Raw genomic sequence first — 21839 nt, forward strand, 5'->3', positions numbered from 1 at the left:
ATTATTTACCTGTTTTATACATTTGGTTTTATCCGGCGTTTACCCTATAATGTTGCTCTATCGCCCGCCAGTAGGGTGTTTCAGCGTTTTTCTCTCCCACCCAGTTGTGTCGGTTTCGTCTAGGGGGATACAATCCTTTGATATTCCAGACTAACTACCGCGAAATATGGGGAAATATCTATTGATATTTGTTTGAAGAAGTCTGAGCTGACTAAGCAAACCAAACTCAAATAACAGAATTATTCTTACGTTAGAAAACTTGTATTTTCTAATTGTTTTACTTGTATATTTTATAGATACGATATATATTTCTGTAACTTCTTAGACGCAGGGGCGTATTTAGGTGTTTTTAGCAAATATAGCTGTACTTCAGTGACTCGGTAGATGACGTTTTACATGGTTTGATATATTATTACGATATTTTTTGAAAAAGAAGGTCTTTGTATGTTTTAAATCAGGTATTTTATCTATCTTTGCGACGTTTAACATCCGTTGCCTGAAAAGTGCCGGATCTAATTGGGGACAAAAAAGTGATTTTAATAAATAATAAGTCATTAGATGCTTCGCCTAGCAATGGGACAGGGGAAGGCGTAGCGTGCTCTAAACACTGGTATGTAGCTTATGTGCGTATACATCATGAGAAGAAAGTATCAGAGCATTTGGAGAGAATGGGGATTAAAAGTTTCGTACCTATACAGCAGGAACTCCGGCAGTGGAGTGACCGGCGTAAGCTTATCGACAAAGTTGTTCTGCCGATGATGGTTTTCGTATATGCTGATCCGAAAGAACGCAGGGAAGTGTTAACCATTTCCACGGTCAGTCGTTTCATGGTGATGCGTGGTGAAAGTACTCCGGCAGTTATTCCCGATGAACAAATGGATCGTTTCCGCTTCATGCTCAATCATTCGGAAGAGTCTGTGAGTATGGTCGATGTTCCGTTGATACACGGAGAAGAGGTTCGTGTTATCAAAGGACCGCTAAAAGGACTGGTTGGTGAGTTTGTCACCGAAGGGGGAAAGAGTAAAATTGTTATTCGTCTTAACATGTTAGGTTGTGCCTGTGTTGACATACCACTGGGTTATGTAGAACCTATCAGAGAAAAAAGGGGGTAAGAATGGAGAATTCAACTGACTCGCTGCAAGACAAACTAGACAGTTTGTATCATACCGCTAATGCATTACTACATCCTACAGCTGATGGTGACTGTATCTATGTAGATGATTTTGCTTGTTTGAATCAAGCTATTCACGAGCAAATAAATACACTGTATCCTTACCGGGGCAAAACGGCAGATGAAGAAGCTGCACTGTGCTTAGCCCTTTTGATGGGGTATAGTGTTTCTTTATACGCCAATCCGGATGATGAAGCCAAAAAACAAGTTGTTTTGGAGCGATCACGTGAGGTGTTGACTATTCTGCCATCATCACATTTAAAAGATCAATTACTCGCAGTGTGTAACGAATACGAGAATATTTAATATTTAGTTAACTGCAGTTAAGCAATTGGTTCTTCTTGTTGAATATTTTAATAGACTTAGACTTTTTACAGCTATTTCTTTATGGGGAATTTTGTAATATAACATTTATTGGGGAAACAAACAATGAAACACAAATTGGAATCAATCATTCGCTATTTAACCAAAAACTATTTTAGTTATTGGTTTATATTGGGGGTAGATGTATTTATTGCTGTGACTTGTACATTGATAGCCTATCTTGGTATTTATCATGTTGTGGGTTTATCGGCTATGCGTCATAATTTACTTGAGATACTCGCAGTGTCGATAGTTGGTAGTGTACTTGGGATTGTTATCTTTCATACTTACCGGAATACCATTCGTTTTTCACAATTGAAAGAGTTATGGGCTTTAATGGGAGCTGCTTTTCTTAAAGTTGCCTGCATCGCTATTGTACTTTGGAATTTTCTGCCAAGTGAAAGTACAACTGATGCTCAAAAAGTTGTTTTTATACTTTTTGATAGTATGTTGACTTTTATATTGATGGTAGGATTTCGTATTTTGTTAGTCCTCATTTATGAGTTTTTGCTGAGTTTCATGAGCAAAAGGAATATACGCTTGCTTATTTACGGAGTTGATGAGAAAAGTGTCTCTTTGAAACTCCGTTTAACACAAGGCGATCATTTTAAAGTGGTAGGTTTTTATCGATACGGGAATAGTGATTCCCTTCGCCGCATTTCCGGCTTACCTGTTTATTCTTTCAAGGACGAAATCTCTTTCTATACTTTAGTACGAAAAAAATGTATTCAGGGTATTCTATTTGCATATTATGAGGATACACGAGCCGAAGAAGGACGCTTGCTTCAATATTGCAAGACCTATAAAGTCAAGACGCTGATTGCTCCTACTATCAGTGAAGCCGATGCCAATGGACACTTTCACCAATGGGTACGTCCAATTAAAATAGAAGATTTATTGGGACGTACTGAGATTCAAATCAATATGGAAGAAGTGATGACCGAATTCTATAATAAAGTCGTTTTGGTTACCGGTGCTGCAGGTAGTATTGGCAGTGAACTATGTCGGCAATTGGCACAAATGCACATTCGTACATTAGTCATGTTCGACTCCGCCGAATCTCCTTTGCACTATCTTCGTTTGGAATTTGAGAAAGAATATCCGGATCTTAAATTTATTCCGGTTATTGGTGATGTACGGGTAAAAGAGCGTTTACGCATGGTGTTTGAGACTTATCGTCCACAAATCGTGTTTCACGCTGCCGCATATAAGCATGTTCCGTTGATGGAGGAAAATCCTTGCGAAGCGGTACTTGTCAATGTGATAGGTTCATGTCAGGTAGCTGATACGGCTTTGGCATATGGGGCCGAAAAGATGATCATGATTTCTACCGACAAAGCAGTCAATCCAACCAATGTAATGGGGTGCTCGAAACGTTTGGCAGAAATCTATATACAGAGTTTGGGATGTGCTATTCATGAGGGTAAAGTGAAAGGTCATACAAATTTTATCACTACCCGCTTTGGTAACGTATTGGGTAGTAATGGTTCTGTTATTCCCCGCTTTAAAGAACAAATTGAGAATGGAGGACCGGTAACAGTCACTCATCCTGAGATTATACGTTTTTTCATGACTATTCCCGAAGCATGCCGTTTAGTGATGGAAGCTGCTACCATGGGACGAGGCAATGAAATCTTTGTATTCGAAATGGGTAAACCCGTGAAAATTGTGGACTTAGCAAAACGAATGATCGAACTTGCAGGATTTAAGCCTGATGAAGATATAGAGATTCAGTTTACAGGATTGCGGCCCGGAGAGAAACTTTACGAGGAAGTTCTGAGTAATGATGAAAATACGATTCCAACAGGGAATAAGAAAATAAAGATGGCCAAAGTACGTCATTACGAATATTCGGATATTCTGGATAGGTATGCAGAGTTTGAAAGATTGTCTCGTGAAGTGAAAATAATCGATACGGTTAGACTAATGAAAGAAGTCGTACCGGAGTTTAAGTCAGAAAACTCTCCTAGGTTCGAGAAGTTGGATAGTTATCGTCCCTAAAAGACGTATAGGTAAAGCCATCGTAAAATAGAGTTATTTGTTGCTGCAATACAATTTGTGATTATGTACAGTAACTCGGATTTTGAAAGATTCTTTATTCGCTACAAAGCAGAAGCCTTTCCGGTGCGAATCGATACAGAAAATAATCTTTAGCAACAAGATCCGTATAACTTGTTTGAAAAATAACACAAAGAGTTTATAATCTTATAAAAATATACAGACATGAATATTGCTATAGTAGGAACAGGTTATGTTGGTCTTGTATCAGGAGCATGTTTTTCTGATATGGGTATTAGTGTGACTTGCGTAGACGTTGATGAGAGAAAGATTGAAAACCTCAAAAATGGAATAATTCCAATATACGAACCTGGGCTTGAAGAAATGGTTCATAAAAACGTAAAAGCAGGACGGCTGAAATTCTCTACTAATCTTGCAGAAGTCCTCGATGATGTAGAAGTTGTTTTCAGTGCGGTAGGTACACCGCCAGACGAAGATGGTTCGGCTGATTTAAAGTACGTTCTTGCTGTAGCAAAAAATATAGGTGAAAATATAAAAAAATATACTGTTGTAGTAACTAAGTCCACAGTGCCAGTTGGTACTGCTAAAAAAGTAAAAGCAACAATTCAGGCAGAACTTGACAAACGTGGCGAGCAAGTTGAATTTGACGTTGCGAGTAATCCTGAATTCTTAAAGGAAGGAGCAGCTATCAAAGACTTTATGTCTCCAGACCGTGTTGTAGTTGGGGTTGAGTCTGACAAAGCAAGAAGGCGAATGGCTCGTCTTTACAAGCCTTTTATGCTTGTAAATGACCGTTTAATATTTACGGACATACCATCTGCTGAAATGATTAAATACGCAGCTAACTCTATGCTTGCGACACGTATTAGCTTTATGAATGACATCGCAAACCTTTGTGAATTGGTAGGTGCAGATGTGAATATGGTTCGCAAAGGTATTGGTACAGATACTCGCATTGGAAAGAAATTTCTTTATGCTGGTTGTGGATATGGTGGAAGCTGTTTTCCTAAAGATGTGAAGGCTCTTATAAAGACTGCACAAAAAGTTGGTTATGAGATGGAAGTTCTACAGGCTGTAGAATCTGTAAACGAAAAACAGAAATCAGTTCTATTCAACAAATTGATGAATCGCTTTAATGGTGATATTAAAGGTAAAACTGTTGCTATGTGGGGACTTGCTTTCAAACCTGAAACTGATGATATGCGTGAAGCACCTGCATTGGTTTTGATAAATAAAATTATTAGAGCAGGTGGTTTTGTTAGGGTATATGACCCCATTGCAATGCCTGAATGCCAACGTCGTATCGGTGATAAAGTAACATATTGCAAAGATATGTATGAAACAGCTATAGATGCAGAAGCACTTCTACTTGTAACTGAATGGAAGGAATTCAGAATGCCAAGCTACCCTGTCCTAGCAAAAGCTATGGTGAATAAAGTCATCATTGACGGTCGTAACATCTATGATGCAAAAGAAGTTGCAGAAAACGGGTTTGAATATTATAAAATTGGATAAAGTCTAGTTATAACTATTGATGTAATTTCGCAGTATTAGAATGTCTTATTTATTTAATAAAAGACAATTCTGGTAATAGTCGTTAGCTATGTTTTAATAACTATAAAAATATATCACTAAATGAATATCGGAATAATTATTCAGGCTCGAATGGGTTCGGTTCGTCTGCATGGAAAAATTTTAAAGAAATTTTATGGAGAAGAAACTCTTATTGAGGTTCTTCTCAATAATCTACATAAAGTGGAAGGAACAAAAGTTATTGTTGCTACATCAGTAAATGAAAACAATGACGACCTTGAAACTTTTCTTCTTAATAAAGGTGAACTCGTTTATCGTGGCTCAGAGAATGATGTACTAGACCGTTTTATTAGAGCAGCAGAGGCTAATAATGTTGATGGCATCATCCGCATCTGTTCTGACAATCCATTTATGGACTGGCGCGGAATAACAGAACTAATTCAGAAGGCTAAGGTTAGTGATGCTGATTATATTGGCTTCCGTATTAACGATAAGCTTCTATTCTTACCCATTTTGGCTTCTGGGGTGAATATGTAACCTTGGATGCTCTAAAACGCGTAGCATTTGCCACAGAAGAGGGGACACTTGCTCACGAGCATGTTACCTATCATATATACAATCATCCTAATGAGTATAAATGCGAATGGATTGTGTGCCCTGTTTATCTTCAGAATCGCAATGACATCCGTCTGACTGTTGACACATTGGATGATCTCATAAATGCTACCAAGGTATATTCTGATCTAAAGGCACAGAATGACAATTTTGTTCTTCAAGATGTTGTAAGCTACTTAGATGCACATGAGGATATTAAACAATCAATGCTAAAAAATATAACTCAAAATAACAAGTGATAAGAAATGATAACTAAAGGTCAAACTTACATTATTGGAGAGATTGGGCAGAATCACAATGGTTCAGTTGATATCGCAAAGCTTATTGTAGAACTCATAGCACGTCCTGTTCACGAAGATGTTTTTGGACTTGATCTTAAACCGATGAATGCCGTTAAGATGACTCGTCGTGACCTTAATGAAGAGTTTACTAACACTCAAATGAATCGTCCATACGAGAATGCGAACTCATTTGGGAAGACATATGGTGAGCATCGCGCTTTCCTTGAACTAGACGATGATGCACACTTCGAGGTTTACAAGTTTGCAAAAGATAAGGGGCTGGATTTTGTAGAAACTCTTTGCGCAAAGGGTTGTCTCTCTATGCTTAAGTTGTTCACACCAGATTACTTGAAGGTAGCAAGCCGCGATCTCACGAACCTTCCCCTACTTGCTTCTATGGCAGAAACAAAAATACCTATAATTTTATCTACAGGTATGGCAGGAAAGAAGGAGTTGGATGATGCGCTTGAAGCCATCACACACTATCATGATGAAATTTCAATTCTTCATTGTGTTTCTCAATATCCTACTCATCCAGGCAACTTGAACCTCAATACTATCCGCTATCTTAAAAAGCATTATGGACAGTATCGCATAGGTTTCTCTGATCATACTATTGGTATTTCTGCTCCTGCTATTGCTGTTGGAATGGGTGCCGAGATTATAGAGAAGCATATTACCATTGATCGTCACATGAAGGGGACAGATCAGCCGGGGTCTTTAGGTCCCGATGGAGTAAATCGTATGGTGCGTGATATCCGAATGGTTGAGCATTGGCTGGGTACAGAAGATATTTACATCGACAAGAGTGTAGCCGGTTCAAAGGAGAAGCTTGAACGATCAATTGCCTCAAAATATGAAATCAAGGCAGGAGAAGTTATCACTAAGGATAAAATACACATGCTTAGTCCAGGTAATGGATTCAAGTGGGCACAAAATGATATGATTATTGGTCATAAAGCGATTAAAGATATTCCTGCAAACGAAATCATTTATCAGAACCTCATAGACTAATGGATAAGAATCTACCAAAACTGATACTTACAGACATCGATGGTGTTTGGACTGATGGAAGTATGTATTATGATGCTACTAACATTGAGTTGAAGAAATTTAGCACTTATGATAGTGCAGGTGTTTTATTTGCTCACCATCTTGGAATTCCTGTAGGTATCATCACTGGCGAAAACACTGAAATAGTTAGACGACGAGCAGAAAAGCTTCAAATAGACTACCTCTACCTTGGTGCTAAAGATAAAGTTGCTATTGCTCTTGAACTATGTAAAAGAATGGATATCACCCTTGATGAAGTAGCATATATCGGTGATGATTTGAATGATATTAGACTTTTAAAATTGGTTAAATGGTCAGGTGCTCCGTCCACAGCTCCTGAGTATATTAAGGTAATTACAAATATTCATTTAACAAAAAAAGGAGGTAATGGTGTATTCCGAGAGTTTGTTGAAACAATTCTAGGAAGCAATGTCATTTCAAAAATTATCCATGACGTTTCTCTATTGAACCAATAGAGAAACTAGTCCATTAAATTTATGAGAAAGGCAGCCGTAGTCTGTCGGCTGTTGAAGAATATTTTAATTACTAGAAAAGTTGTATACCAACAGAGGGTTATGTAACTAATAAGACTTTTGCAAGTAAAAGTCCTTCTATTTTTATGTAGAATGTTTGGTACATGACCGACTAATATAGTGTAATGGTGCCAACAAAACAATATGGCAGCTGTTGAAGCTATTGCAAAGCTATTCTATGAATAAAATTACCACTTATGAGTATTTTGTAAATCTACTCGAGAATTACAAGGCATTAAGCGAAGAAGAAAAGCCGGTATTAATGCTATACTATTATGAAAATAATCTTAAAAAATAAAATCCATTTATCGCTTCGTAATAAGCAACTGCTTAATATATAAAGTGTTAATTATTATGAATTGTTGCTTTGGACGTTTCCAAATCATATGTCTTTTGTAAAAAATAAAATTTTCATATATTTAGTAACACGCTATATTACCTATGGACTACAGTTTGCTTTATCACTTATAATTGCAATACGTCTTGGCCCATACTATCTTGGTGTCTATGGTGTTGTGTTGCTTGTTTTAAGCTATTTTACACAAGTTAATTTTGGAATACCACATTCGCTCAATGTGTTGTTGGTGCAGAATAAAAAAAGTAAAAAAATACAAGATCGATACACCCTTAATTCATTAGTGATATTCACATATCTTAACATTGCTGTTGTAGCTGGAACTATGTTCTTTGCTTTCTTTGAAAAAGACAAATGGGCTGGTTATGATCTAGGGAAATATTTTCTATTAATTGCTTTTACGGCAGTTTTGACATACTATAATAGTATACTTACTACAGTTATAAGGTTTCGCAATCAAGTTAATGAATTATCACTTATAGGTACTATCCCTGTAATTGCGAATTTCGCTACTGTTTGGTTCTTTAAAGGGGAGAACTTAGTAATGAGTCTTACAGTGGTTAATATGTTATCTTGTTTAGTAATCACTTGTATATGCTATTGTAAGGGTGTAATTCCCCAATTTAGTATATCTGACATTAGTATTAAGCTACAAAAGGTACTAATCAACAAAGGTTTATATTTATTCTTTTATAATTCCAGTTTTTATTTTATTTTGATTGCAGTACGTACTATAATCAGCGGTAATTACAGTGTTGAGGAATTTGGCTATTTTACATTTTCTTACACTATAGCCAATGCTGTAATGTTAATGCTTGATTCTGTGAACACAATTATATTTCCTAAAACAATTGATATGCTCTCAAATACGGATAATACAGAAAAAACAGTTGTCTTGGATAAACTCAGAGTCGGATACATTACAACATCACATATGCTTATTTACTGTGCCTTAACAGTTTTTCCTCTACTTGTATTGATATTCCCAAAATATGAGCCAGCATTAACATCAATGAATATGATAGCTTTAACTATTCTAATGAATACAAATAGCTATGGATATAATACATTGTTGATTGCACAGAATAAAGAAAAGATTTCATCTAGGATTTCAGTTATTGCTTTATTAACAACCATTGCTATTGCTCTGTTTTTGGTCTTTATTATACATGTGGAATATTCATTCGTAATTATCTCAACACTTATTTCCTATATGATATTTTCATTGCTTGCAACTTACGAAGGTAATAAAATATTGAAAGGTCAATGTGATTTTCTTTATACATTAAAGACTTTTTTCCCATTAAAGCTTTTTATTCCGTATTCACTAGCATTAGTAATCTCTATAATGAGACTAGAGTGCATTATATTTTTACCGCTATTGATATTTATTATGTTGAATTTCAAAGATTTATATTTCTTAAAAAGAATATTTTCCAAGATAGTTAACAATCCCAATATAATTGATTTATAAATATGTTAGGCTTTAAAAAAAAAGACAAAATTGCGGGCTATTTATTGCTTCTGTTTTCTATTACAGAAGTGATGGTTAATTATATTAATATTGATGATGCTTACATTAATTTAATACGGGTAAGTGCAGGTTTATTATGTGGAACATATGCGCTTTATAAATCATCTTCTCACATAAGATCTGTTGTTATAAAATTAGCATTATTTTTTTCGATGTTATTAATTGCGTCCCTAATATCGAATTCAAATGCTCATTTTGTCAATATTCTTTGGGTTTGGAGCTATATTGGTATCGCATTATTAATCTACAATCATAGCATATCTGTAGACATCGCAAAATTAATACTTATTGCTTATACTATAGTTTTTTTAGTAGGGTCTGTTTTTAATAAGGTTGAAGCATCAGAACTCTTCACGACAGGTAGTGCGAATGGAGTTTCTGTTCTATTTATATATGCAATATCTTTATATTATATTATAAAATATCAGAATTTCAAAAATAGTAACATGCCATATTTGCCAATTTTGCTTTTGGCTTTTTTTTCCATATGGGCAGCAAATAGAAGCGGTCTGTTAACAGCTGTAATTCTGGCTTTTGGGGCATTTTTGAATAATATTGTATTTAATAAATCTGGTTATAATAAAGGGAAAAGTATTATTGCATTACTTCTTGTATGTGTTTTGATATTCTTCATTACTGATAATTATTTAGGTAGTTACTCTGAGAATATGTTAAATAAGTATGATCGCTATGGTAACGAATCAGTACGAATACTTATATGGTATGAATATTTTAATGCATGTTTAAATAATATAGAATATTTTTTGTTCGGAGCACCGGCATCTGATACTAAAATAATACATTATCATTTCTATAACGGAAATACTCATAATGCTTTTTTCATGTTGCATGCAAAATTTGGAATAATAGGTTTGATATTCTTTGTATATAATATCTTTAAATTTATTCTGAGGCAAATCGGGAAAGGTAAAATATATTTAATTGTTGTTGCTGCGGGAATTATAACTAGAGGTATGTTTGATTGGACGTCATTCCCAGGTCTTCACGATATATTTTTTTGGTTAATAATAATGTACAACTATTTGGGTGATGATGCTAAATATAAAATCGCCTAATATAAGTAATTTTTATAGAATAAATAATGAACTATTTACAAGCTATTGAACAATTATCCTTAATAGAACAAAAGTATAATGTAATGTCTATTAAGTATAAAAATATCTCTGTTTGGCCTTATTTGCGATCTTATTTGGTTGATCAAATTGGGTACCAGAAAGCCCGAAAATCATCAGTATCTAATATTTCATTCATACTAAAAAACTTGTTTACATATAATCCTCTTATGCTTAGAAAGAAATTTGATCTATGGTCATATAGTGGGGTCATTACAAGAAAAAAAATAGGAGAATATTATCACCATCATGCTTCGGGTGTATTGCCATATATTACTGATAGTGTATTGAACTTAGAGAATCCTGAAATCTCAAGACCTCATTTCCGACGATCAGAGATTCCAGAAAAAAATATTATTAGTAACTCATGGTCAATATTTCTTAGTAGAGGCATTGAATATTTTCTTAGACTCAAAAAACCGTTGAAGATAGATAATGTAGATATTTTAGATAAAATAAATGACGATTTAAACATATACTTCGATTATTGCTTTAGAATTAGGCTTTTATATGCTCAGAAGCTAGCTACAGATTTTTTGTTAGCATTGGGAAAGAAGCCCAAAGTAGTTGTTATGGAATGTCCATACGATCAAATGGGATATGTTTGGTCTTTTCATTCACACTCAATTCCTGTTATTGAATTACAACATGGTGTAATTAATGCAAATCACTATGCATATAACTCAGCATTTCATGGTGGTATTTTATCTCCTGACATTCTATGCGTTTATGGAGAGGAAGAATATAAGTTTATAACTAATAGATATACTCCTTATTGCCCAAAAGTAATAAAAACAGGATTATTTATTTTGGATGAGTCAAATAAATACTTTAAAGACGATATTTTCAAGGATTTACGAGGAAAATATAAGAATATTATAGTAGTAGCTGGGCAATCTGATTGTGAAGAATCTTTGTTACGATTTATAGAAGAGACTTCACATATTACTCCGGATAACCTTTACATTTACATTCCTAGACGAGTTTGTAACTTGAATTGCAACAGTGATAATGTGATAATAAAGTTTAATGTTAACATCTACCAATATATAAAATGGTGTGATATCCACTGTACAGTTAGCTCTACAACTTGTTTAGAATCTCAGTACTTTGAAAAACCTAATATATTTGTAGAAATTAATAATACAGCAAAAAAATATTATGAAGAAATTCTTAAAGAAGAGAATGGTAGTTACTTTGTAAATTGTCCAGAAAAGTTTAGAGATGTATGTGATGTCATAAATAATAATATTTTTATCTATCGTGACTTGTTTGCGAGGGGGACTGTCGAAAATGTTCGTAAAGTAATTAATAAATTTCTATTATGTTAGTAAATCTCATAAAACAATTTTTGCGTATTTTAAGAATGGGCAAGTTTTTTGTGGCAAAAATTCTGTATTCCATTCGACAGAATAGATTTGGAAAAGGTTCTTATGTTAGTTCAAATGTTCAATTGAGAAAATGCAATATTGGTGCTTATACTACAATAGGACCTAATAGCGTGCTTAATAGGGCAATTGTTGGGGCATATTGTTCTTTTGCATCCGATGTAATGATAGGTGGTGAAGAGCATGCTTATTGGGATATTTCGTCCTCAGACAAACTCACTAACCAAGGGATCTCAGAAACTGATACAATTATAGGTTATGATGTTTGGATTGGTGCTCAGTGTTATATTAGACAGGGCGTAAGAATTGGAAACGGTGTTGTAATTGGATCAAATTCATTTGTTAATAGAGATATTCCTGATTATGCGATTGTTGCGGGAACTCCAGCTCGTATTATGAAATATAGATTTGATAAAGAAATGATAGAAAAAATTAATCAAACTCACTACTGGGAATTTGACCCTCCAAAAGCAAAAGTAATTATTCAACAATTAAAAAACTGCATAAATAATTAATTATTGTAAACAGTATGTCAATTTTCAAAGATAAAACCCTGCTAATTACAGGTGGTACTGGTTCATTTGGTAATATGGTACTTAAACGTTTTCTAGAGAGTGATATAAAAGAAATTCGTATTTTTTCACGCGATGAGAAAAAGCAAGATGATATGCGTCATCATTTGCAAGATCAGCACTTAGCAGAGATAGCAAATAAAGTAAAGTTTTATATTGGTGACGTTCGTAATCGCAATAGTATTGATATTGCCATGCGTGGAGGTGTTGATTATATTTTTTCAGCTGCGGCATTGAAGCAAGTTCCTTCTTGTGAATTTTTCCCAATGCAAGCTGTTGAAACAAATGTTATTGGTACAAATAATGTACTAGAATCAGCAATTGCACACGGAGTTAAAAATATAGTAGTACTATCTACTGACAAAGCAGCTTATCCAATCAATGCAATGGGTATATCAAAGGCAATGATGGAGAAGGTTGCAATGGCAAAAGGTCGCCAACTTGGAGACAATTCGACTACAACTATATGTTGTACACGTTATGGCAATGTTATGGCAAGCCGTGGTTCTGTTATACCTCTTTGGGTTGAACAGATAACAGAAGGGAAACCTATTACTATAACAGATCCTAATATGACTCGTTATATGATGACTCTTAATGATGCTGTTGACCTCGTAGTATATGCATTTGAACATGGACATAATGGAGATTTATTTGTTCAGAAAGCCCCTGCATGTACTCTTGAAGTTCTTGCTGAAGCTCTAAAGGAAACTTATGGAGAAACTGATCCAAAATATTTAGAAACAGAAGTGAAGGTTATTGGTACACGTCATGGAGAGAAAGTCTATGAAACTCTTGTAACAAGAGAAGAAATGGCTCGTGCAATAGATTGCGGCGAATATTTCCGCATTCCTTGTGATGGTCGTGACTTAAACTATGACCAAGTAGAAGGTGGAAATCCTGATGTTGCAAAAATGGAAGAGTATCACTCTCATAATACTCGTCGATTAAATGTAACAGAAATGAAGGAGCTTCTTCACAAACTAACCTTTGTTCGTGAAGATCTTGGTCTTCAACCACGCACAAAAGCAAAGGAAATACGTTCCGAATAATTAAATGTCTAAAAAAATATGTTATGATTTCTGTTGGAATAACTGGGCAGGCGGGTTTTGTTGGCACTCATCTTTTTGCTGCGTTAGGTAATCACCCTGATAAATTCAATCGGATCCCATTTGAAGACGGCTTCTTTAATGATGATGAAGATTTACGCCATTTTGTAAAGAGATGCGATGTTGTTGTTCATCTAGCAGCAATGATGAGAAGCCCAATAGAAAGTATGGTATATGAGACCAATATGCGTTTGGTTAACCAAATAATTGATGCGTGTAATAAAGAAAACGTATCACCTGCTATAATGTTTGCATCGTCCATTCAAGAAGATAATGGAAGTGAATATGGACGTTGTAAACAGGAAGGTCGTACTCTTCTTATGAAGTGGGCAGAAGAACATAGAACTGGTTTTGGAGGAATGATTTTTCCAAATATCTTCGGTCCTCTGGCTCGCCCTAATTCACATTCTTTTATAGCAACATTTTGTTATCGACTGACTCACGGAGAAGAACCAAAGGTGTTAGTTGACAATGTAGTTAGTTTGAAATTTATAGACTCTCTAATTTCAGAGTTGATACCTATGCTCGAAGATGTGTGTGTAAATAAGTGTATATTGAATGTTTTTTTTAATGCAGACTATCAGCTTAAAGTAACAGAAGTCCTTTCTATATTAAAACGTTTTAAGAAAACCAATATTGATGGAGATAAAATGGTTGGATTGAACTCGCAGGTTGAAGTGGATTTATTTAAAACATTCACTTCGTATAAGGATTATAAATGAAAAGTATGGTTATGGATAAACAGAAACTTGTAATTTTGGTATTGTCATGCGATGGTTATAGCGACCTATGGGATGATTTCTTCAATTTGCGTGATAAATATTGGGTAGATTGTCCTTATAAATGGTATTTGGTCACAGAATCTAAAGATTATAAACGTGCTTGCGTCGAGGTTATCAAGTGCGGTAAAGAATTGAATTGGGCAGGTCGATTAAGAAAAGCTGTACATTCGATTGATTCTCAGTATTTTGGTGTATATTTGGAGGATTATTTTATTACAGAAAAAGTCGACAATGATGTAATTGCTGATTTGATAAACATTATGGATAACAATGGTGTGACATTTTTAAACACTTCTGATGTTTTCTATAATTCTATCGGAATGAATGATAAGACGTATTTTAAAGAGCATCTTATTATTATCCCTAACAACAAGTTATATGGTATAAGTACTGAATCTGCTATTTGGGAGAAAGATTATCTGCTTCAAAAGATTGGCGATAAAGATTATAGTGCATGGCAATTTGAAATTGATCGAGTTAATGAAGCGCAAACGCCCGGTGGACTAGGTGGATTTAATCTTTGTGATGAAAGAATGCCTTTTCATGTTAGTATAGAACCAGTGGTTATACAGGGCAAAATTTATCCCGCAGCAAGAAGGCTCTTTAAAAAGAAAGGGTATGAATTCTTGACTAAACGTGGCAACTTATCCTTTAAGGAAGTCTTTCTTTTTAATCTCAAAATGAAGATGGCTAATATAAAATGCGGAAAGAAGATAATAAAATGGCTTGCGACAAGGATTTTAGGAGTGAAATTTTTTACGTAATAGTGGGTATGTTTGTATAACTGATTTTGGATACTATAGTTTTCACTAGTTATTAGTTTTTTCCTATAATAAATTAAATATGGAAGACTACGGATTGGTCTCAATAATAATGCCAAATTGGAATTGTTCGAATTTTATTGGCCATACGATAGAGAGCGTTCTAGCGCAAACGTATCAGAATTGGGAATTACTTATTCAAGATGATTGCTCAAATGATAATTCTGAAGAGATAATAAAGTCATATCTTAACGAATGTTCCCGCATAAAATACGCCCGCAACAAGAATAACAGTGGTGCAGCAGTTACTCGAAATAATGCTCTAAGGCGTGCAAAAGGTCATTGGATTGCATTCTTGGATTCAGATGATCTTTGGTTGCCTGAGAAACTTGAGAATCAACTTAAGTTTATGGTAAAGAATGGATATAACTTTACGTATACAGGTTATCAAGAAATTAACAATGATGGATGTGAAACTGGTGTTCATGTAGTGGGACCAAAACATGTGAAAAAGTTCGGGATGTACGCTTTCTGTTGGTGTGGATGTTTGACAGTAATGTATAATTGTAAATATTATGGATTATTGCAAATTGTTGATATTAAGAAAAATAACGACTATGCGATGTGGCTAAATCTATGCCAGAAGTCAGATTGCTATTTATTGGATGAATGTTTGGGCAAGTATCGCAGAGGGCGTTCGGGTAGTATCTCTACCGATGGTTTCCATACTTTGATTCGATGGCACTATAAACTTTGGCATGAAGCAATGGGGTTTAACCCAATGTTGAGTTTTTTTTGGACTAGTGTTAATCTTGTATGCGGATTTTATAAAAAGATTAGATATGTAGAAAAGCATTAGAGATAAATTTATTTATAAAATAATTATCAATGATAATAAAACGTCTTTTTGACATAATAGCCTCATTTTTTGGACTGCTTTTATTATGGCCAGTTATTTTAGTTACAGCTATACTTGTATTAGTAAAAATGCCCGATGGCCCTGTTTTCTTTGTTCAAAGACGCGTAGGGAAAGATGGTAAGCTATTCAATTGCCATAAGTTCCGCTCTATGACAGTCGCTCATAATGATTCATCTGTTTCTGTTGCAGGCGATTCACGAATTACACCATTTGGAGCTAAATTACGGCATTATAAAATAGATGAACTGCCTGGACTTTGGGATGTTTTGATAGGAAATATGTCTTTTGTAGGACCACGGCCTGATGTACCAGGCTATGCAGATAAACTCGTCGGTAGCGACAGAGATATTTTAAAACTACGTCCAGGAATTACAGGACCAGCAACACTGAAATATCGTTTAGAAGATGAGATGATATCTGAATATGTGGCAAAGAGGCAAAAGGAAGGAGATTCAAGAAGCATGCAAGTTATTGCTGTGGAGTATAACGATAAAATAATCTATCCAGATAAGGTGAGAATAAACTGTTACTATTATCGTCATTACTCCTTTATCAAGGACATAAAACTGATTTTTGCTACGGTTTTAAACCGTAAAGTAACGTACAATGGAGAAGAAATATAAAGCTCGAAATATATAAATTTTTATGGCTGAAGAAAGAAAAACAATTAATCTTTGCTTAGCTCACATGAGTGAAGAAGGTTATGAACAAAAATATGTGAAGGAGGCATTTGATACTAATTGGGTTGTGCCAATGGGGCCAAATGTAAATGCTTTTGAAGAAGACTTAGCACAATTTGCTAATTCTAAAAAAGAAAATTCTGATGTTCTCAACCGAGAGGTCGTATGTCTCTCAGCAGGTACAGCAGCAGTGCATTTGGCACTTATTGGCTGCGGTGTTGGCACTGGTGATGAAGTTCTAGTACAGTCATTCACTTTCTGTGCGTCTAGTCATCCAATCACTTATCTTGGAGCAAAACCTGTGTTTATTGGTTCAGAAGGTGAGACATGGAATATGGATCCATCTCTTATGGAAAAGGCAATTATTGATCGTAAGGAAAAGACAGGGAAGTATCCCAAGGCAATTGTGCCAGTGGCGCTTTATGGTATGCCCTATCGTATTGATGAGATTTTGGCGATTGCTGATAAATATGGCATTCCTGTGGTAGAAGATGCAGCTGAAGGTATGGGGTCACGTTTTAATGGACAAGTGCTTGGAACATTTGGCAAATATGGTGTTTTATCTTTCAATGGTAATAAGATGATTACAACCTCTGGCGGTGGTGCTCTTATCTGTCAGAATAAAGAAGATGCTAACGAAGTGATGTGGTATGCAACACAAGCTCGCGATGCTTACCCCTACTACCAGCACACTGCAATTGGTTTCAACTATCGTATGAGTAACATATGTGCAGGAATCGGTCGTGGTCAAATGACTGTACTAGAGTCTCACATTGCACATCACAAGCATGTACAATCACTATATGAAGAATTATTTGTTGATGTTAAGGGAATTCATATCCATAAGCAACCTGTTGACCCGCGCTATGATTCAAACTTCTGGCTTTGTGCTGCTACTATTGACTCTGATGTAAAAATCGTAGGTCAGGAGAATGCATATGAGGAAGTAATCAAAACAGCTGTTGGTGGTGCTGCAGGAGTAATTCACGCTGTAGATTCTGCGACAACTGATTGCCAACCAAACGACAATGTAGAAGCACTTCGTGTGTTTATGCTTTCAAAGAAAGTAGAGTGCCGCCCAGTATGGAAACCGATGCACAAACAGCCAGTTTATGGAGGTTGCCCGATTTATACTAATGAAGTTGAAACTGACCTCTTCAAAATAGGATTCTGCCTGCCTGCAGGGCCTTACGTGACAGACGACGATGTTTGTTACATCGTTGATTGCATCAAAGAAGCTATCGTATCATAATATTGACTATCCTTATCGGCAACGAAAGAAATAAAGGCTTCATTGGTGATAAAACTTACTTGTATGTAAATCCCCATTTAATAATATCATGAACAAAGAACTATATTTTTCAATATAATTCTTTGTATAGTTCTTTCTCTAAGATTTTATTCTACTGAGTATGACACTATTAGATACAAGATAGAGTCATCAGCGACACTTTCTAAAGGGGATAATAGTTCGTTTGGAATGACTAATAACAGATATGGATTATCATCTATCAAATATAGTTGGGGAGTTTTGGATATAGAAATAGAGTATAAGAAAGCTTTAGGGAAAGGAATGGAGACTTAATGTGGGTTTAGCGATAGTATAATGAAGATGCTAGTTTATAATACAGCGAGCATACGCAGATATTCATTTTAAAATATTTATCTTACAGTTAGTAGTAGAAATCATATACCGGAAATGATAAACCCTTTCCTTTCATCGGGAGATTTAATTGAGGATATCAATAGCAGACCAGAAAAGACTGGGATAGAGCATTTGGCTAACATTCATTTTACAAATGGTTGGAGTAATTCAGCCGTTTTATTTCTTTTGGTATGAATTCAGATAATAGCTAGCAATGAAAATTATGATTATGTACAGCAACTCGGATTTTGAAAGATTCTTTATTCGCTGCAAAGTAGAAGCATTTCCTGCGCGAGAAATTTAGTTTTAGTAACAAGATACCGTATAACTGTTTGAAAAATGGTACAAGATTACATGCCACAAGATAGTTCCCGTTCACATGGATGCTCCGGAGAGTTGCAAAGCGGGTGTTCAAGGGAAGGAAATTTCAACTTCTCCACAAATTTTGGATAAAATCCGTATCCTTGTGGATATTCGTATGATCAATGGAATCTATATTCAGCAACGCAACCTATGATGATTTTAAAACGCATGGTAGAGAAGTTGGTGGCTTTATGTTGAAGATAAATGCTCTGAACCAATTCTATTATTTGTACGATTTTCGTGATATACTCTGCAAATATGAGTATGTATTCAATGGAAAATTTCATCGCCGAGCGTTTTATACGTCACATTGATGTACATTAATATAGACATGCAGGATGTAAGGCATCGCTGAATTCTTCAAGCAGATAGGCTTGGTCATACTGGTTATGAAAATTTATTGCCAATGATATCATCGGCAATAAACTGATGTGGAAATAAATTAACAATCCTTTTTGATATCTATTAAAATCAACCCATTGAAGTGCGTCTTTCACTATGGAGCACGTCAAAATTGGATGCTAACGTATAAAAACACTTTAAAAGGAAAATATGAAACAATTTGGATGTTTTGTATTGGTAGCTTTATTTTTAACAGCTTGCCAATCGTACAAGAAAGTTCCTTATCTGCAAGATGTGGAAGCAGTAACTCAAACAGAACAGCAGGGAAAGCTCTTTGATGCTACCATTATGCCGAAGGATTTGTTGACAATTGTGGTGTCGTGCGAAAATCCCGAAGCAGCAGTTCCGTTCAATCTATCAGTGGCCACACAGGCTAGTGCGGCTTTGACAGTATCGACAGCAACGACTGTTCAGCCCGTTCTTCAGCAGTACCTGGTGGACAATAAAGGGAATGTTATGTTTCCGGTATTAGGTGAGTTGCATATCGGCGGACTGACCAAGAAGCAGGCGGAAGATCTGATTGTGGGTAAGCTGAAGACGTACATGAAGGATGCACCTATCGTTACAGTTCGGATGGTGAACTACAAGATCTCGGTGATTGGTGAGGTGACTCGTCCGGGAACGTTTACAATATCGAACGAGAAGGTGAACTTGCTGGAGGCGTTGGCTATGGCAGGAGATATGACGGTGTACGGAATGCGCGACAATGTGAAGTTGATTCGCGAGGATGCTAATGGCAAACAGACAATTATCACGCTGGATATGAATAAGGCTGAGACGATTCTTTCGCCTTACTATTATTTACAGCAGAATGATATTGTTTATGTGACTCCAAATAAGACGAAAGCTCGGAACTCAGATGTGGGAACTAGCACGAGTTTATGGTTCTCGGCCACTTCGATTCTTGTATCTGTTGCCAGTTTGTTGGTGACGATCCTGAGATAAGACTACATATTTGCATTTCGTGAAGAAACTGATTACATTCTCTTATGATGTGGCAGCATGGGCGAAATGCATCCATACACTGTTGCCCGACGGGAGCGAAGTTTCCTTTTTCGATCTTTCGGAAATGGTATCCTACCGTGTACTGATGAAAAGATTGGTGGCGGTGACGGAGGTGGAACAACCGGAGTACTGTTTGCTGATATCCCGACGAGAGAAGGGAATAACATTTCGCGATTATCTGATTGGACTGACACTGGACAAGTGCGGCGGTAAGGTGATGGCATATTGTCCGGAGAGAATGCGGACTGCTTGGTGGAACCGATGGTTGGAAAGATTGTACTTTCGCAACCGGACGGTGCTGATTGCCGATTGGAGAGATTATCAAAAGTTGTGCGGATATACAGAAAAAAAGAATATATTTGTATGTCCGGAGGTGAATGGACGGGAGATTACTGTCGACCATTTCAACCGAAATTTAACAACTGCTTTGATTAAAGTTTAACGCCCAAAAACGACATAAGCATGAGGAATATATTTAAATTTCTATCTTCTAAACAGCGTAATACGTATATCGCGATTGCACGTAGATATAATACTACTCCTTGGCACGTGTACAATTTGGCGCATGGAGAGCATACGCGTAGTATGAGGGATCATCAGATTATAGAAATACTGATTAAAATGAAAATTATTAGAGAGTTAGATCTCGAATAAATGCTGTGAACGCTTGCTTTTGTTCGTCTTTTTCTGTACCTTTATAAGGTAAATCAACAAGAAAAACGTGATGGAGCAAGAAGTATTTATAGTGAAATGTTATGATAAACGGGAACTGGCTCAGCTGTATTTTCCCCATGCGAAAGGCCGTGTAGCTGTAAACCGGCTCAGGCGGTGGATGCATCGGTGCGAACCATTGATGGCAGAGATACAAGCTACTGATTTTCATCCGAAAACAAAGGCATTCTCCGTGCGAGAAGTGCGGATTATCGCTTATTATCTCGGTAAGCCGGGGGATTTTTGAGTTGGAAGGGTTTATAAGTAAAAAGGACGGAAACCGGTATTTGAACTGTTTCCGTCCTTTGTGCATTATAATCCTTTGTACTCGTTACGGGCATCGAAGCAAGGACAGGCCTTGTGAATATGGGCGCTGAGTTGGTAATGACCTATAATCTGGGCTGCCGGATACTGTCGCCTGAGAATAGCCAACAGGTCAAGTAGGGCGAACCGTTGGGCAGTGGTGCGTGTATCGGTGGGGATGCCTTGTGCATCAAGACCGCCTTCATAACAGATGCCAATGCTGTGGCGATTGAACCCCTGTACATGGGCTCCGACTTCGGACACGGAGCGACAATGATGAAGGACACCGTCGCGGGTGATGTAGAAATGATATCCTATATCATGGAATCCACGTGCCAGATGCTCCCGACGTAACTGTTCTACTGTAAAGGGTTCATTGCAACGGGTTGCGCTGCAATGAATTACCAATAATTTGATCTCCCGAGGGAGGTAGGCTTCTTCAGTTTTCTTCATATCTCCGGTCGTGCTTTACAGTCCCATGCAGGAGGTGGTCCCTATGGCTGAAATGATGGCTGTTGCCACGGTTACGATAAATTGGAGAACGTTTTTCCAGATACTTTTTTTCATATGGATATGTTTTTAATGATGAATAAATGACTTTTTTAAAAC

22 protein-coding genes are annotated in these 21839 nt (G+C 36.2%); 20 read left to right on the top strand and 2 right to left on the bottom strand.

What is annotated here, in order from left to right; genetic code table 11:
• Nucleotides 1-530: 530 nt before the first annotated feature.
• The 20 genes from JCM10512_RS17725 (at nt 531) to JCM10512_RS17825 (ending at nt 21174) form a co-directional block, all read left to right on the top strand.
• Complete coding sequence (locus JCM10512_RS17725) at nt 531-1112, top strand: UpxY family transcription antiterminator (RefSeq protein ID WP_044165028.1); 582 nt, start codon at nt 531-533, stop codon at nt 1110-1112.
• Between the two features lie 2 nt (nt 1113-1114).
• Entirely contained in the window at nt 1115-1477 is a 363-nt protein-coding gene (locus tag JCM10512_RS17730; RefSeq protein ID WP_044165029.1) for a UpxZ family transcription anti-terminator antagonist, read from the top strand.
• 123 nt (nt 1478-1600) lie between these two features.
• Nucleotides 1601-3535 (top strand): polysaccharide biosynthesis protein, encoded by a 1935-nt coding sequence (locus JCM10512_RS17735; protein ID WP_044165031.1) that lies wholly within the window; start codon nt 1601-1603, stop codon nt 3533-3535.
• Nucleotides 3536-3757: 222 nt separating this feature from the next.
• The gene (locus JCM10512_RS17740; protein ID WP_044165032.1) at nt 3758-5068 is read left to right on the top strand and encodes a UDP-glucose dehydrogenase family protein; all 1311 of its coding nucleotides are present in this window, start codon (nt 3758-3760) and stop codon (nt 5066-5068) included.
• Between the two features lie 120 nt (nt 5069-5188).
• Nucleotides 5189-5623, top strand: a complete 435-nt coding sequence (locus JCM10512_RS17745; protein WP_052517284.1) for a cytidylyltransferase domain-containing protein — start codon at nt 5189-5191, stop codon at nt 5621-5623.
• A gap of 323 nt (nt 5624-5946) precedes the next feature.
• Nucleotides 5947-6996: an N-acetylneuraminate synthase family protein gene (locus JCM10512_RS17755; protein WP_044165034.1), complete on the top strand. Its 1050-nt coding sequence runs from the start codon at nt 5947-5949 to the stop codon at nt 6994-6996.
• Nucleotides 6996-7511 (top strand): 3-deoxy-D-glycero-D-galacto-nonulopyranosonate 9-phosphatase, encoded by a 516-nt coding sequence (locus JCM10512_RS17760; RefSeq protein ID WP_044165036.1) that lies wholly within the window; start codon nt 6996-6998, stop codon nt 7509-7511. The genes JCM10512_RS17755 and JCM10512_RS17760 overlap by 1 nt, the downstream gene beginning before the upstream one ends.
• A gap of 443 nt (nt 7512-7954) precedes the next feature.
• Complete coding sequence (locus tag JCM10512_RS17765; protein WP_044165057.1) at nt 7955-9397, top strand: lipopolysaccharide biosynthesis protein; 1443 nt, start codon at nt 7955-7957, stop codon at nt 9395-9397.
• Nucleotides 9398-9399: 2 nt separating this feature from the next.
• Nucleotides 9400-10533 (top strand): O-antigen ligase family protein, encoded by a 1134-nt coding sequence (locus JCM10512_RS17770; protein WP_044165037.1) that lies wholly within the window; start codon nt 9400-9402, stop codon nt 10531-10533.
• A gap of 26 nt (nt 10534-10559) precedes the next feature.
• Nucleotides 10560-11921, top strand: coding sequence for a hypothetical protein (locus tag JCM10512_RS17775; RefSeq protein WP_044165038.1), 1362 nt, complete (start codon nt 10560-10562; stop codon nt 11919-11921).
• Nucleotides 11915-12493, top strand: a complete 579-nt coding sequence (locus tag JCM10512_RS17780; protein ID WP_044165040.1) for a CatB-related O-acetyltransferase — start codon at nt 11915-11917, stop codon at nt 12491-12493. Before JCM10512_RS17775 ends, JCM10512_RS17780 begins: the two co-directional genes overlap by 7 nt.
• Nucleotides 12494-12507: 14 nt before the next feature.
• A complete protein-coding gene (locus JCM10512_RS17785; protein WP_044165041.1) occupies nt 12508-13602 on the top strand; it encodes a polysaccharide biosynthesis protein in 1095 nt (364 codons plus the stop codon).
• A 23-nt stretch (nt 13603-13625) separates the two neighbouring features.
• Entirely contained in the window at nt 13626-14381 is a 756-nt protein-coding gene (locus JCM10512_RS17790; RefSeq protein ID WP_044165058.1) for an NAD-dependent epimerase/dehydratase family protein, read from the top strand.
• Between the two features lie 11 nt (nt 14382-14392).
• A complete protein-coding gene (locus tag JCM10512_RS17795) occupies nt 14393-15205 on the top strand; it encodes a hypothetical protein (protein WP_148298462.1) in 813 nt (270 codons plus the stop codon).
• 79 nt (nt 15206-15284) lie between these two features.
• Complete coding sequence (locus JCM10512_RS17800; protein ID WP_044165044.1) at nt 15285-16061, top strand: glycosyltransferase family 2 protein; 777 nt, start codon at nt 15285-15287, stop codon at nt 16059-16061.
• A 29-nt stretch (nt 16062-16090) separates the two neighbouring features.
• A complete protein-coding gene (locus JCM10512_RS17805; RefSeq protein ID WP_044165045.1) occupies nt 16091-16744 on the top strand; it encodes a sugar transferase in 654 nt (217 codons plus the stop codon).
• Nucleotides 16745-16766: 22 nt separating this feature from the next.
• Nucleotides 16767-18053 carry a DegT/DnrJ/EryC1/StrS family aminotransferase gene (locus tag JCM10512_RS17810; RefSeq protein WP_044165046.1) on the top strand — a complete coding sequence of 429 codons (1287 nt, stop codon included), beginning with the start codon at nt 16767-16769 and terminating at the stop codon, nt 18051-18053.
• A gap of 1308 nt (nt 18054-19361) precedes the next feature.
• Complete coding sequence (locus JCM10512_RS17815; protein ID WP_044165048.1) at nt 19362-20156, top strand: polysaccharide biosynthesis/export family protein; 795 nt, start codon at nt 19362-19364, stop codon at nt 20154-20156.
• A gap of 19 nt (nt 20157-20175) precedes the next feature.
• On the top strand, nt 20176-20658 hold the full coding sequence (locus tag JCM10512_RS17820; RefSeq protein ID WP_148298463.1) for a hypothetical protein: 483 nt from the start codon (nt 20176-20178) through the stop codon (nt 20656-20658).
• A 282-nt stretch (nt 20659-20940) separates the two neighbouring features.
• The gene (locus tag JCM10512_RS17825; protein ID WP_044165050.1) at nt 20941-21174 is read left to right on the top strand and encodes a DUF4248 domain-containing protein; all 234 of its coding nucleotides are present in this window, start codon (nt 20941-20943) and stop codon (nt 21172-21174) included.
• 65 nt (nt 21175-21239) lie between these two features.
• Here JCM10512_RS17825 and JCM10512_RS17830 read toward each other — a convergent pair whose 3' ends face one another.
• Both JCM10512_RS17830 and JCM10512_RS22835 read right to left on the bottom strand, forming a co-directional pair.
• Complete coding sequence (locus tag JCM10512_RS17830; RefSeq protein ID WP_044165051.1) at nt 21240-21683, bottom strand: N-acetylmuramoyl-L-alanine amidase; 444 nt, start codon at nt 21681-21683, stop codon at nt 21240-21242.
• 15 nt (nt 21684-21698) lie between these two features.
• On the bottom strand, nt 21699-21797 hold the full coding sequence (locus JCM10512_RS22835) for a smalltalk protein (protein ID WP_158332237.1): 99 nt from the start codon (nt 21795-21797) through the stop codon (nt 21699-21701).
• Between the last annotated feature and the right edge of the window lie 42 nt (nt 21798-21839).

Origin of the sequence: Bacteroides reticulotermitis JCM 10512, from assembly GCF_000517545.1 — a bacterium.
Taxonomy (GTDB): Bacteria; Bacteroidota; Bacteroidia; order Bacteroidales; family Bacteroidaceae; genus Bacteroides; species Bacteroides reticulotermitis.